13 protein-coding genes are annotated in these 13,002 nt (G+C 71.4%); 8 read left to right on the top strand and 5 right to left on the bottom strand.

The features are described from left to right. Nucleotides 1-211, bottom strand: a 211-nt coding sequence (locus ACFT2C_RS24570) for a BTAD domain-containing putative transcriptional regulator (protein ID WP_377209710.1), incomplete at its 3' end; no start/stop codon positions are given. Then, the gene (locus ACFT2C_RS24575; RefSeq protein ID WP_377209711.1) at nucleotides 208-582 is read right to left on the bottom strand and encodes a winged helix-turn-helix domain-containing protein; all 375 of its coding nucleotides are present in this window, start codon (nucleotides 580-582) and stop codon (nucleotides 208-210) included. The genes ACFT2C_RS24575 and ACFT2C_RS24570, both read right to left, overlap by 4 nt. Before the next feature lie 329 nt (nucleotides 583-911). On the opposite strand from ACFT2C_RS24575, the gene ACFT2C_RS24580 reads away from it, so the two are divergent. Then, entirely contained in the window at nucleotides 912-2,249 is a 1,338-nt protein-coding gene (locus tag ACFT2C_RS24580; RefSeq protein WP_377209712.1) for a phosphoribosyltransferase family protein, read from the top strand. An 18-nt stretch (nucleotides 2,250-2,267) separates the two neighbouring features. On the opposite strand, the gene ACFT2C_RS24585 is transcribed toward ACFT2C_RS24580, so the two are convergent. After that, nucleotides 2,268-3,122, bottom strand: a complete 855-nt coding sequence (locus ACFT2C_RS24585; RefSeq protein ID WP_377209713.1) for a LysR family transcriptional regulator — start codon at nucleotides 3,120-3,122, stop codon at nucleotides 2,268-2,270. 105 nt (nucleotides 3,123-3,227) lie between these two features. On the opposite strand from ACFT2C_RS24585, the gene ACFT2C_RS24590 reads away from it, so the two are divergent. The 7 genes from ACFT2C_RS24590 (at nucleotide 3,228) to ACFT2C_RS24620 (ending at nucleotide 11,284) form a co-directional block, all read left to right on the top strand. Further along, entirely contained in the window at nucleotides 3,228-4,037 is an 810-nt protein-coding gene (locus tag ACFT2C_RS24590; protein WP_377209714.1) for a hypothetical protein, read from the top strand. Next, nucleotides 4,034-4,621 carry an RBBP9/YdeN family alpha/beta hydrolase gene (locus ACFT2C_RS24595; protein WP_377209715.1) on the top strand — a complete coding sequence of 196 codons (588 nt, stop codon included), beginning with the start codon at nucleotides 4,034-4,036 and terminating at the stop codon, nucleotides 4,619-4,621. Before ACFT2C_RS24590 ends, ACFT2C_RS24595 begins: the two co-directional genes overlap by 4 nt. Before the next feature lie 281 nt (nucleotides 4,622-4,902). Then, nucleotides 4,903-5,124: a hypothetical protein gene (locus ACFT2C_RS24600; RefSeq protein WP_377209716.1), complete on the top strand. Its 222-nt coding sequence runs from the start codon at nucleotides 4,903-4,905 to the stop codon at nucleotides 5,122-5,124. A 157-nt stretch (nucleotides 5,125-5,281) separates the two neighbouring features. Beyond that, the gene (locus tag ACFT2C_RS24605) at nucleotides 5,282-6,838 is read left to right on the top strand and encodes an RNA-guided endonuclease InsQ/TnpB family protein (protein WP_377209717.1); all 1,557 of its coding nucleotides are present in this window, start codon (nucleotides 5,282-5,284) and stop codon (nucleotides 6,836-6,838) included. A gap of 116 nt (nucleotides 6,839-6,954) precedes the next feature. Next, the gene (locus ACFT2C_RS24610) at nucleotides 6,955-8,148 is read left to right on the top strand and encodes a sulfotransferase family protein (protein ID WP_377209718.1); all 1,194 of its coding nucleotides are present in this window, start codon (nucleotides 6,955-6,957) and stop codon (nucleotides 8,146-8,148) included. A 437-nt stretch (nucleotides 8,149-8,585) separates the two neighbouring features. Next, nucleotides 8,586-10,040 carry a DNA-3-methyladenine glycosylase 2 family protein gene (locus tag ACFT2C_RS24615; RefSeq protein ID WP_377209719.1) on the top strand — a complete coding sequence of 485 codons (1,455 nt, stop codon included), beginning with the start codon at nucleotides 8,586-8,588 and terminating at the stop codon, nucleotides 10,038-10,040. Beyond that, nucleotides 10,040-11,284, top strand: a complete 1,245-nt coding sequence (locus ACFT2C_RS24620) for an MFS transporter (protein WP_377209736.1) — start codon at nucleotides 10,040-10,042, stop codon at nucleotides 11,282-11,284. Before ACFT2C_RS24615 ends, ACFT2C_RS24620 begins: the two co-directional genes overlap by 1 nt. Nucleotides 11,285-11,591: 307 nt before the next feature. Here the strand turns inward: ACFT2C_RS24620 and ACFT2C_RS24625 are convergent, their stop codons facing one another. Next, the gene (locus tag ACFT2C_RS24625) at nucleotides 11,592-11,978 is read right to left on the bottom strand and encodes a VOC family protein (protein WP_377209720.1); all 387 of its coding nucleotides are present in this window, start codon (nucleotides 11,976-11,978) and stop codon (nucleotides 11,592-11,594) included. Nucleotides 11,979-12,016: 38 nt separating this feature from the next. After that, on the bottom strand, nucleotides 12,017-12,922 hold the full coding sequence (locus tag ACFT2C_RS24630) for a helix-turn-helix transcriptional regulator (protein ID WP_377209721.1): 906 nt from the start codon (nucleotides 12,920-12,922) through the stop codon (nucleotides 12,017-12,019). Nucleotides 12,923-13,002: the final 80 nt, after the last annotated feature.

Consider the following 13,002-nt stretch of genomic DNA (forward strand, 5'->3'; position numbering starts at 1 on the left):
GCATCAGCTGCCCGGCCAGGCGTTCGTCGAGCGGGTGCGCCCGCGCGGCGTCGGCGACCGAGGGCAGCAGACGCGCGTGCTCCCCGGATCGCAGCAGCAGGTAGTTGTGGTCGAGGACGGCGGCAAACCGCTCTGCCTCGAGCCTGACTGCAACGGATCGCAGCCAGTCGCTGTCCAAACCGGAGAACGGCTCGCCCCGCCACAGACTCATCGCGCCTGCCACAGCGCGGCGGTGTCGTCGTCCGCTTGCTTGGCCCGCGCCACGAGCGCGCGGAAGCGGTGCAGGTCCACCGCGGACACGTCAACGGCCAGAACGTAGCCGCTGGACCGGCGGGCCAGGAGTGGTCCGCCTTCGTCCCTGAGCACACCCCGCAGCCGCGATATGTAGCTGTGCAGGGTCTGCCGCGCGCTGGCCGGCGGCGTCGCGCCCCACACTCTGTCGACCAGCTGGTCGAGCGAGACCATGACGCCCGGCTCCGCCAGGAGCGCCGCGAGCACGGCCCGTTGGCGTGCCGACCCGAGCGGCAACGGACCATGCTCGCTGCTCGCAGACACCTCACCGAGCACTTGAAACCAGACCATCTCCGCCCAAACCTCCGCATCGAGCTTCCCCGAAGGTCCGAGGTAGTATCGGGTCACAAGCATCCGCCGGATTCCGGGATAGTCCGAGGCCAGCGGTGTTTCTCCGAGAGTTGCCGAGGTCTCCCGCCGAGCCCAAGATGCGAGGGCCGCATGCAGGGGGTCGGGGGTTCGAGTCCCCCAGCTCCACCCATATGAGTCCACATCTGGGTGGCCGGGCCGCCCGAGTCGGCAACTACGATGTAGTTGTTGGCCACAAAGCGCCCGTCGCGACCTGATCGCCGCCTCCGCCAGACCCGGCCCGTCATCTCCTGGTGAACGGGAGGTATCCGATGCTGTTCAGCGATCGTGCCGATGCGGGACGCCGGCTGGGTGAGCGCCTGGAGCCCTTGCGTGGTGGCGGCGTCGTGGTGCTCGGGTTGCCGCGAGGGGGCGTTCCGGTCGCGTTCGAGGTCGCGCGAGCACTGGACGCTCCGCTCGACGTGATCGTCGTACGCAAGCTCGGCGTGCCGTATCAGCCCGAGCTCGCACTGGGCGCGATCGGCGAAGGCGAAGTCCTGGTCCTCGACGAGGAGGTCATGAGCCACGTGCACCTGGCTCCCGAGGAGCTCGACGCGGTCGAGCGCGCCGAACGGGCCGAGCTGCTGCGCCGCGTGGGGATCTTCCGCGCCGGGTGGCGCCGGATCGCGCTGACCGGCCGAACCGCGCTGATCGTGGACGACGGGGTCGCGACAGGGTCCACCGCTCGCGCGGCGTGCCAGGTCGCACGAGCGCAGGGCGCGGACCGAGTGATCCTGGCAGTGCCCGTGGGGGCCGCTGACTCGATCCGTTCGCTACGGCATGAGGCCGACGATGTGGTGTGCCTGGCGACGCCCGCCCGGTTCATGGCCGTCGGCCAGTGGTACGGCGATTTCCGGCAGACCTCCGACGCCGAGGTTGCCGAGCTCCTCGACCGCGCCGCCCAACGGGACTCGGGGCGGGCTGCCGTCGCCGCCGACGACCCGCCGCACTACGACGAGGAGGTGGAGGTGCTCGTGGACGGGGTACAGCTCGCGGGCCACCTCACCATTCCGGAGAACCCGGCCGGCGTCGTGGTGTTCGCGCACGGTAGCGGAAGCAGCCGCCACAGCCCGCGCAACCGCTACGTCGCGGCGGAGCTCAACCAGGCAGGGCTCGGGACGCTCCTGTTCGACCTGCTCACGCGGGCAGAGGAGCTCGACCGGGCGAGGGTGTTCGACATCGAGCTGCTCGCCCACAGGCTGGTCGAGGTCACCCGTTGGCTGGGTGCCCGGGCGGACGCCGCCGCGCTGGCTGTCGGGTACTTCGGGGCCAGCACGGGGGCCGGCGCGGCGCTGTGGGCCGCGGCAGACCCCACGGTCGACGTGCGGGCCGTGGTGTCACGCGGCGGCAGGCCGGACCTGGCTGCGAGGCGTCTCGCCGTCGTCGGTGCCCCGACGCTGCTGATCGTGGGCGGTCACGACGAGGTCGTGCTGGAGCTCAACCGGCGCGCCCAGGCAGCCATGCGCGGTGTGTGCGAGCTCGCCGTCGTGGCGGGTGCTACCCACCTGTTCGAGGAGCCCGGCACGCTCGGGCAGGTTGCCGGCCTCGCCCGGGAGTGGTTCGTCCGGCACCTCACGCCCACCACGAGTCAAGGAGCCGGGGGCCGGTAGGGCTGGAGTCGCGCCGGCTCAGGGCGCCGCGCCGACGGCGTCGGCCATCGCGCGCACGGCCGCCCGCGCGGGGTCGTGGACCCGGACCTCGATCCGGTGCACGAGCCGGGGCGCTACGAGAGCCACGATCGCGAGGCCGGCGGGCGCGACGTCCGTCGTCGGCGCTGCGTGCAACCCGTGACCCGCGCGGACCAGCGACGCGACCGTGTCCGTCGAGGTCCCGGTGTAGGTGGTCCCGCTGCGCAGGCGGAGCCGCGCGGCGTCGGCGAGGTCCGACGTCGAGCAGGTGGTCCTGGTCGTACCGAGCCACCGTGCGTCGGTGAGGGTGGCCAGGTCGAGCCCCGGTCGTCCCGACAATGGGTGGTCGACGGGGAGCAGCACGCCGATCGGCGCCTCCGCCACCACCCGGACGACCAGGTCCGGGCCGGAGCCGGGCAACGGGTCGCCCGGCGCGGCGATGCCGTCGACGACGGCCGCGTCAGCGCCGCCCGACGTGAGGGCGGCGGCCGCCGCGGCGGCGTCGTCCACGACGACGGCGGAGATCCGGCCGATCACCGGGACGAGGTGCTCCGTGCCCGGCGTGACGGCCACGGAGACCGGCGTGTCCTGGTCGCGCCCGGTGACCCGGGCCACGGCGGCCCGCGCGGCCTGCTCGTGCGCCAGGATCTGCCGGGCGTGCCGGAGGAACTCGCGCCCGGCCGGGGTCGGGGCGACCGTCGGGCGCCGGGTGAGCAGCGGCGTTCCCGCCGTCCGCTCGAGACCGGCGACGTGCTGGGAGACCGCGGACTGGGTGAAGCCCAGGGCGCTCGCGGCGCGCGAGAACGAGCCGGTCTCGGCGACCGTGGCCAGGCTGAGGAGGGCGCGGGTATCCACGGGGCGAGTATCTCCCGGCGCGGGGCCGCGGGTATAAGCGATCCCGATTCGGGCATCGGCATTCATCGTTGGACGTGATGCAGGACGGCGGCCCAGCATGGACGCATGAACCCCACACGCATCGCACTGGTCGGAGATCGCTCGACGGCGGTCCGCGCCCACGAACGGATCCCGGAGATCGCGTCCCGGTACGACGACGTCGACCTGCACTGGCTCCCGACCGCGGATCTCGTGCCTGCTGAGGCGGCGGCGTTCGACGGCGTCTGGGTGGTCCCCGGTTCCCCGTATACCGACGAGGACCGCGTCATCGACACGATCCGCGCCGCCCGGACGGGCGGGACTCCGCTGCTCGGTACGTGCGGCGGGTACCAGCACATGATCCTGGAGTTCGCGCGCAACGTGGTCGGCGTCGGGGCGCGGCATGCGGAGAGCCCGGTCGCGGGTGGGGCGGGCGGCGGTGAGGCAGGCGACGGCGGTTCGGGCGGCGGCGAGGCGGGCGACGCTCCGGCGTCGACCGCGCTGATCACCGAGCTGGCGTGCTCGCTGAAGGGTCGCAGCGGGCAGGTCGACGTCGTGCCGGGGAGCCGGGCGGCCGCGGCGCTCGGCGAGCGGAGCTTCGAGCGATTCCACTGCTCGTTCGGGCTGACCGCGGCGGATGCCGAACCGTTGGTCGCAGCGGGGCTCGTGCTTTCCGGGACGAGCCCCGAAGGTGAGCCGCGCGTGGTCGAGCTGCCGGCGGACGGGTTCTGGCTGGGCACGGCGTTCCAGCCCGAGCTGGCGGACACGCAGCCGCATCCAGTGATCGACGCGTTAGTGACGGCGGCCCGCGAGCGGGCCGTCCGGCGCGTGGCGGATGTCGACGTGGCGGCCGGGCTTGCCGTGACGGCCGGCTCCGACGGGGTGGCCGTCCGGTGAGGTATGTGACCGTGCCGGGCCACGGCGGCTCCGGGCCGGAACATTGGCAGACACTCTGGGAGCGCGAGCTACCCGCCACCAGGTTCCGGCCCGCCTCGTGGGAGGAACCCGATGCGCGGGACTGGGCCGACGCGCTGAGCCGCGCCGTGTCGGGCGGCGAGGGTCCGGTGGTCCTCGTGGCGCACAGTCTCGGCTGCCTCGCCGCCGTCTCCTGGCTCGCCGAGCGCGGGCCGGGCGAGGTGGTCCGTGCCCTGCTCGTGGCCGTCCCCGACCCTTCGGGGCCAGCGTTTCCGGCGTCGGCAACGGCGGGTGGCTTCCGGGTCGTCCGGCGTCGGCTGCCGGTCCCGGTCGCCGTCGTCGTCTCGGAGAATGACCCGTACGCGACTGCTGGCTGGACTTTGGACCTGGCCGCGGGATGGGGTGCGGAGGTGCGGGGGATCGGCGCGGCCGGTCATATGAATGAGGCGAGCGGCCTCGGCGCTTGGCCGGCGGGGCGGGCGATGCTGCATGGGATCGTCCAGCGCGCCGGCCGAGAGCCGGACCTCGTCGTCCCCACCGGCCCGTACCCTGAGTCGGGTGATTGACGGAGCGGGATCCCGCCATGGCATCGCGTATTGGCGCACCTACCTGAGCCTCGGCCTGGGCGAGCTGAGTGCGGCAGTCGTCTTCGTCGTCGTCGTCCAGCCAGTAGTGGCAGGCAGGCTGGACGACGCCGGTGGGCCCGCCCTGTGGTGGGCCATCGCGCCACTGCTGATCGTCCTGCTGCAGGGTGCCGCGTACCGGCTTGCCGCGCGCTCCTGGCTGCCCGGCGCCGACGGTGGCGGTATGCCGCGCGGGTTCGCTCAGGTGTACCCGGACGTTCCGGGTGCTCGACGTCGTCCTGCTGGCCGTCTGCCTCGTCGGGGTGCTGATGACTGGCTCGGGCGCGAGTGCCTTGGTGCTGTGCCTGCTCGTCTGGGCGTCCGAGGCCCTCGAGTATGTGAACTACTTCGTGGTGCGGCTGTCCTATCCGGTAGCCACGTGGTTCGCCCTCGTCGGCCGGCGGGGCAGGCCGGCCTTGGTCCGGGACCTCGCTCGGGCGCGCTGATTCCTCGACCGGGGATCGGGCCGAACTAGGCCGTGTTTCGGAACTCGGCGGTAAGGCCGGTGAGTCCCCGGATATCTACGAACGGATGTACGTACAGATCAGTGGTTGAAGGACTGATCAAGGTTGTTTGTCAGTGGCTGGTGGCAGGATGCTTGGCATGCCCAGGCACACGTCGTTCCGGTTCTGTCTCGACCCGTCGGTCGAGCAGGAACGTGTGCTCTCCCAGCACGTGGGCGCGGCGAGGTTCGCGTTCAACCAGGCCCTGCGCCTGCACAACGACGCGTACGCGGCTGCCCACCGCGGACACTCCCCAGGGGCGGGGTCGGATGGCGACCACCCCGGGAACGGCGACGTCCCGGGTGCTGCTCGGGTGCCGTGGACCGGGTTTGATCTGATCAACGCGTTCAACGCCTGGAAGCGGTCGGAAGCCGCCGGGCGCCAGTTCCTCGTCGACCCGACGGGTACAGCACACGTGGAAGTCACGGGTCTGGTCTGGCAGGGCCAGGTGCTGGCGCAGGTGTTCGAGGAAGCCTGCGTCGACCTCGGCCGCGGACTGAAAGCGTCGAACGACTCACGTACCGGTGCCCGGAAGGGACCGAAGGTCAGGTTCCCGCGCTTCAAGAAGAAGAGCCCGATGGGTGGGTCGTTCCGGATCCGGAACAACGGCAGTGGTGGGCGTCGCAGGATCCGTGTCGGGGACGGGGAACGCCACCGGTCGGTGACGTTGCCGAAGATCGGCACCCTGCGTGTGCGGGAATGCACCCGGCGCCTGCGCCGGATGATCGCCACCGGCCGCGCCCGGATCCTCCACGTGACCGTGAGTCGCGGGGCGAACCGGTGGTGGATCGCTATCACCGTCGAGGCCGCCGACCTGCACCCAACGCACCGGCACCCCGCGCCTCAGCACGCGCCCCTGCCTGTCGAGGTGGGCGACGTGCAGCCCACCCGGGACCGCGAAAAGGGCTGGGTGGGTGTGGATCGTGGCCTACACGTCCTGGCTGTTGCCGGTTCGTCCGACGGCGTCGAGGTTCTGCGGGTCGACAACCAGCGCGCCTTCCGACGCGGGCTGCCACGCTTGCGGCGCCTGTCTCGAGCTGTGTCACGGAAGAAGAAGGGATCGAAGAACCGTCGTAAGGCTGTCGTCCGCTTGTCTCGGCAGCACGCACGGATCCGCAACCGTCGCCGTCATGTGCTGCATCAGGTGTCCAACCAGCTGGTCAAGAACCACGACAGGCTGGTCCTGGAAGACTTGAACATCACCGGCATGCGATCAAACCGCAAGCTCTCCCGCGCCATCTCGGACGCGGCCTGGAGCGAGCTCGCTAGGCAGGCCACCTACAAGCAGGCCTGGCGGGGTGGACAGGTCGTCGTGGCCGATCGGTGGTTTCCGTCGTCCAAGACCTGCTCCTCTTGCGGTGCGCTGCGCAAGGACTTGACGCTCAAAGACCGCGTCTTCGAGTGCCGCGAGTGTGGGCACGTCATGGATCGGGATCTGAATGCCGCAGTGAATCTCGCCGCCTGGGCCGAGAACCACACCCCTACCGTTGATGACGGTGCGGGGCGTGGTGTTGCCCGGGTCGGGGACCGTCAAGCAGCCGGCCCCGTCACGAACGCCCACCGACAGAACACCCCCACCCACCGCGACGTCCGACGTCGCGGCGGTAAGGGACTGGACGACGTGGGAACCAACCCTCAGACCGCACCCGCGGCCTGAGGGTTGGACGCCCGAGAAGGGCGGTGTCTCACAAGCCACACGACTTCTGAAACACGCCGTAGGGTGGACAAAAAGTTCAGACCGGCCCGCTTGGCCGCCCTCCCGGAGGAGTCGCCGTGCGACGCACCTCGCTCGCCACGAGCGCGCTGAATGTACTGCTGCGCCCGACGACCGCCGGGATGCGGACACCTGACCGCACGTTCGACAGGCTCGTCGCCACGGCAGAGCGAAGGACGAGGGCCGACGCGGCGGCGGTCCCGGAGTTCGTCGCCGACCTCCGCGTCGTACTCCACTCCTTCGCCTCGTGCCCGGGGCTGAGCCCGATGGGCTGGCAGAGCGTGGTCTCCGACATCGGCGTCCGCCTCGAGAACCGGCTCCGGATCGACCGCCTGATCCGCCAGATCCCCGAGATCGAGGACGAGCCGATCGAGAACCCCGTCATCATCACCGGCCTGCCCAGGACGGCGACGACCCTGGCGCACAACATCCTCGCCGGCTCGGCGGGCCATCGCGGCCCAGCCCTGTGGGAGCTGCTGTTCACGGACATCGACCGCGGCGAAGGCGCCGCGCGAGCGCACATCGAGGACACGCGGAAGATGGCGCGCGCCTTCATGCGCCTGGCCCCGGCCTTCCGGGTGATCCACCCGCTCGACGCCGAGAAGCCTGACGAGTGCAACTACGTGCTGCCGCACGGGAGCTCGCACCTGGCCCGTGCCGACATGCCCGACTACAACCGCTGGCAGCGCGACCGGAACTACCTGCCGGACTACGCCTACCTCAGGCAGGCTGTCCAGGTGCTGCAGTACGGCCGCGAACGCAGGCGGTGGATCCTGAAGTCGCCCATGCACCTGGGCCACCTTCCGGAGATCCTTGCGGTGTTCCCCGGTGCGACGATCGTGTGGACCCACCGCGATCCGGCAGCCGCGATCGGGTCGGTGTGCTCCCTGGTGGAGACCACGCAGGCGCTCCACGTCCGGCGCCCCGACCCGCAGGCCATCGGCCGGACGTGGCTGGAGCTGCAGGCCTCGGCCGTCGAGCGGGCGCGTGCGGCGCGGGCCGCCGCTGAGGGAGTGTCGTTCGTCGACGTCCCCTACGCCTGGCTGGCCGCGGAACCGCACGCGCGCATGCCGGAGCTCTACGACCGGATCGGTGCCACCTGGACCGACCGCGACGCCGGAAACCTCGACGCCGCGCTCGCGCGTGCGCGTTCGGGGCGGTCGCACGAGTACGAGCTGTCCCGGTACGGGCTAACGGCGGCGGACGTCGGAGCGGCGTTCGGCGACTACTCGGAGAGGTACTGCGCGACCTGACGGAAGCGCTGCAGGGTTCAGCCTCGGCATCTGGATGATCCGGGTGCCGAGGCTCGCGGCTTGTGTTCCGTGACGCTTGGCTGGCGCCTCGTCTGGCCGCGGGCGGTCGGTACGTGGTGGCCACAGTGACACCGACCGGGCACGAGTACCTGTCGGTGATGCCGGAGCCGCCGCGTCCGGTCCGTCACGGTCGAGCCCGTGATGAGCGCGGCACTCTGAGCTGCACGGCTGCGCCAGGGGCGATCGCGCGTCCCCGAGGGCGGCCGCGCCGACGTCGGGCACGCGCGCGTCCTTCGCGCGCCGACCTGGCCTGGACCTGATCCGGCAAGCCCGAGTCCGCCACGGCGCACCCGCCGTGGCGGCCATAGGTGTGCCTGGCAACCACTGTGTCCGATCGCCGCCAGACCGTGGCGCGCGAGACGGTGCAAGATGCTCAGGTGTCCGACTTCGAGCCGTACTACCGCGCCATGGCCAGCCGCGATCAGCGGTTCGACGGCCGTTTCGTGGTCGCCGTGACGAGTACCGGTGTGTACTGCCGTCCCACCTGCCCCTCCCGCACCCCGCTCCGAAAGAACGTGCGCTTCTTCCAGCTCGGGGCGGCGGCGGAAGCGGCCGGATTTCGGGCCTGCCGCCGGTGTCGCCCTGACGTGGGGCCGTCCGACCCCGCGTGGAACGTCCGCGGTGACCTGGCGGCCAGGGCGCTTCGCCTGATCGCGGGCGGCTCGGTCGATCTGGAGGGCGTCGGGGGACTGGCACGCCGGCTCGCCGTCAGCGAACGGCATCTACATCGACAGCTCGTGGCGGAGGTGGGCGTCGGCCCGCAGATGCTGGCCATCAGCCGCCGCGCCCATGTGGCGAGGCTGCTGATCGAATCGAGCGCGATCCCGCTTGCGGATGTCGCGTTCGCTGCGGGATATGCCAGCGTGCGGCAGTTCAACGATGGCGTGCGTTCGGCGTTCGGCCGTTCGCCCAGCGAGCTCAGAGGCACGGTGTCCGGTGACGGCCAGCTCGAGGTCCGGCTGCGGTACCGCGAGCCTCTGCCGGTCGCTCCGTTGCTCGACTGGCTCGGCACCCGCGCGATTCCAGGTGTCGAGGCCGTCGACGACGGGCACTACCGCCGCACGCTGCGGCTACCGCACGGGAGCGGGTTGGTTGACGCGGCATTCGATACCGGGCCGGGCGGTGGGGGCGTCCTCGTCGTGCGGTTGTCGCTGGCCGATCTGCGCGACGTCACCGCCGCCGTCGCGCGCTGCCGCGAGATCTTCGATCTCGACGCCGATCCCGCGTTGATCTCCGACGATCTCGAGTCGGACCCGGCGCTCGGTCCGCTGGTACGCGCCAGACGGGGGCTGCGGGTACCCGGCTGCGCAGACGGATTCGAGCTGGCTGTCCGTGCAGTGCTCGGCCAACAGATATCGCTTGCGGCAGCACGGACATTCGGCGGGCGGCTTGTGGCTCGTTTCGGGGAGCCGCTCGTCCGCCCGGAGGACCCGGGGGACTTGTGGCAGCTGTTTCCCACGGCCGACGCGCTGGCCGATGCGGACCTCGAGGCGATCGGGCTCACGAGGCGGCGCGCGGGCACGCTGCGGGCACTGGCGCGTGCCGTGTGCGCCAACCAGATCGTGCTGGACCGGGGAGTGGACCGCGAGGAGTGTGTGGCGGCCCTGCGCTCCGTTCCTGGGGTCGGGCCGTGGACCGCTGGATACATCGCGATGCGCGCCCTCGGCGATCCGGATGTTCTTCCCCACAACGATCTGGGGCTGCGCGAGGCCGCCCGACATCTCGGTATCGCAGACAACCCGCGTGGCTTGGCAGCCCAAGCCGAGGCGTGGCGGCCGTGGCGTTCGTACGCGGCGATGCAGCTGTGGGCTGCCCTACCTGAAAGGCCGTGATGCGGCGATACCTGCATGTCCTCCGTAATGCCGATTTCCGCCGGCTGTGGTTGGGGGCCACGGTGTCCACCATGGGCGACGGCATGACGTTCGTGGCCCTGTCCTGGCTCGTGCTGTCCAGACCGGATGGCACCGCTCAGCTGGGACTGCTCGGCATCTGCTACACCGCCCCGGTTCTGCTGGGCGGCCTGGTGGTCGGGCCGTTGCTGGACCGATTCGACAAGCGAGCCGTGCTGATCGCCGACAGTCTCCTCCGTGCCGCCGTCGTCGCCTCGATTCCACTGACTGCCGTGCTCGCCACCACACCTGCCTGGCTGCCGTTCGTCGTCGCCGCTGTCTACGGGCTTCTGAAGATGGTTCCGCTGGCGGGTTTTCCCGCGGCGATTCCCCAGCTGGTCGACGACGCCGATCTTGAACCCGCCAACGCGCTGGAGAGCATGAGCTTCAGCATCGCGGGCGTCGCAGGCCCGGCCGCGGCGGGATTGTTGATCGCCCAGTTCGGTGCGGCCGGCGTCCTGCTGATCGACAGCGCCTCGTTTGTCGTCTTCGCCCTTGCCGCAGCGATGGTTCGGCGATCGCTTCGGCCGATATCGGCGGCGGAGCGGGAACCGGGCGCGCCTGCCCGTTCACTGTCACTCGCTCACCTCGCCAAGGACCGGGTCATCGTCGCCACGACGATCGCCTTCATGGCGTTCAACATCGCCGAAGGCATGCTGCTCGTCACCGCGCCATGGCTCGCCAAGAACCACCTGGCGGACGGCGCCGCGGCGCTCGGCATGCTCCTGTCGGCCATGGCCGCCGGCGAGGTGGTCGGCGCTGCCTCGGCGGGGCATCGTCAGCCGCAGCGGTCGCTGGTCAGAGCGATCGGGCTTGTTCAGGCCGCCGCCGCCGTAGCATTCCTTGCCGTCCTCGCAGCTCCTCACCAGATCCTGGTCGCCGGGGGGTTCTTCGCCATCGGCCTGTTCAGCGCACCGATGACCGTCTGGGCCCAGTCGCTGCGGATGCGCCGCATAGCGCCGGGACTGCACGGCCGAGCCTTCGCCGCCCTGCGCACTCTCATGCAGGCCACTCCGCCTCTCGGATCGGCGATAGCGATCCCGCTGCTCGCGAACGGCCAGCTCGCCGCCGCGGCGATCACGATGGCGCTCATCGCAGGCCTGCCGAGCCTGTACCTCGTCGTCACCGGCAGAGCCATCTCGCCCGGGCTGCGGCCGTCTGACCGCGACCTTGACCGCACCCGCTGACCACAACCTGTGGCCGCCACAACACCGTGGCGGCCACCGGCGTGCCTGGTCAGGTGTCGAGCACGGTGGGACGCCGCAGCAGCATGAACTTCGCCGCCAGCTGGGTGAAGGTGTTGAACAGGGCTGATCCGGAGCCGGCGTCCTCGACGGGGACGCGGGCCTGACCGAGCGGACCCGCGACGACCTCGCGGCGTTCAGCGGTGCCGAGCTGGAATCCATCCTGCGGTTCGTCAACGCCAGCAGGCTCAGTGCGGAAGGCGCCGTCCGCAGCCTGCGAGACGAGTAGCGGAACCGGCGGCCGCCGGCCCTAGGCCGGGAAGACGCAGAACTCGTTCCCCTCGGGGTCGGCCATGACCACCCAGTCCTCGTGCCGGCCGATCTCGCTGGCCCCCGCCGCGATCAGCCGCGCCACCTCGGCCTCCCGATCGGCGGCGCGCAGGTCGAGGTGCACGCGGTTCTTCACCGTCTTGGGCTCCGGCACGCGGTTGAAAAACAGCCGGGGGAGACCGCCGTCGGGCGCCTCGACCAGCACGGACGGGTCGTCCTCCGGGTCGTCGACGCCGATGGTGCGCAGGCGCGCCAGCTCCTCGTCGTCGTAGGGCGCTACGTCGTAGCCGTCCATGGCTGTCGCCCAGAACCGCGCCAGGGAGGCGGGGTGGCGGCAGTCGAACACCACGTCCTTGAGGGTCGCCATGCCGGCAACCCTAGACCGCGGCCGGCACGTGCTCGGGCTCAGCCCCGGAGCTCCTCCACGGAGGCGCCCGGCTGCTCGGTGAGGTCTGCCTCGTCCTGCGTGGCGGCCCAGGAGGCGAGCATCGCGAGGCCGTCCGCGGCGGGGGTGCCGGCCGAGGCGGTGTACACGTTGAGCACCAGGCCGGGCTCGGAGGGCAGCTCCATCGACTCGAAGCTCAGGTCGAGCCGGCCGACCACGGGGTGCCGCAGGCGCTTCTGGCCGCTGCGGTGCAGCCGCACGTCGTGCGACGCCCACCGCTGGCGGAACAGCTCGCTCCGGGTGGAGAGCTCGCCGACCAGCGCGACCAGGTCGGGGTCGTGCGGGTTGCGTCCGGCCTCGAGGCGAAGGTAGGATGCCGAGTCGCGCGAGACCGTCTCCCAGTCCACGAAGAACTCCCGGGCGGCCGGATCGAGGTAGACGAACCGGGCCGTGTTCGCCGGGCGGCGCGGGTCGGCCAGCACCGGCGCGTACAGGGCCCTGCCCAGGCGGTTCATCGCCACGATGTCGTGCCGGCCGTTGCGCACCCACGCGGGTGCGTCGCTGATCGCGTCGAGCACCCGCTGCACGGCGGGCCGCACCGTGCTCGGGGCTCGCCGCCGTCGGGCACGGCCGGAACCTGCCGTGCGGGCGAGAGTGAAGAGGTGATCGCGTTCCGCCTCGTCGAGCTGAAGCGCGCCGACCAGGGCGTCCAGCACGCTGTCCGAGGCGCCCGAGAGGTTCCCGCGCTCCATCCGCACGTAGTAGTCGACGGAGACGCCGGCCAGCATCGCCACCTCCTCGCGGCGCAGGCCCTTCACCCGCCGGTTGCTTCCGTAGGCGGGCAGGCCCGCCTGTTCTGGTGTGATGCGGGCCCGCCGCGAGCTGAGGAACTCGCGGACCTCGGTGCGGTGGTCGATCTGTCCCATGACCACACGGTAAGCCGGTCCGCCCCGGCGTGGGAGGCACTGGCGTTACCCGGAAGGGCCGGGCCGCCAAGGCGGCGGAT

The sequence above is a fragment of the Promicromonospora sp. NPDC057138 genome, from assembly GCF_042670845.1.
Classification (GTDB): domain Bacteria; phylum Actinomycetota; class Actinomycetes; order Actinomycetales; family Cellulomonadaceae; genus Promicromonospora.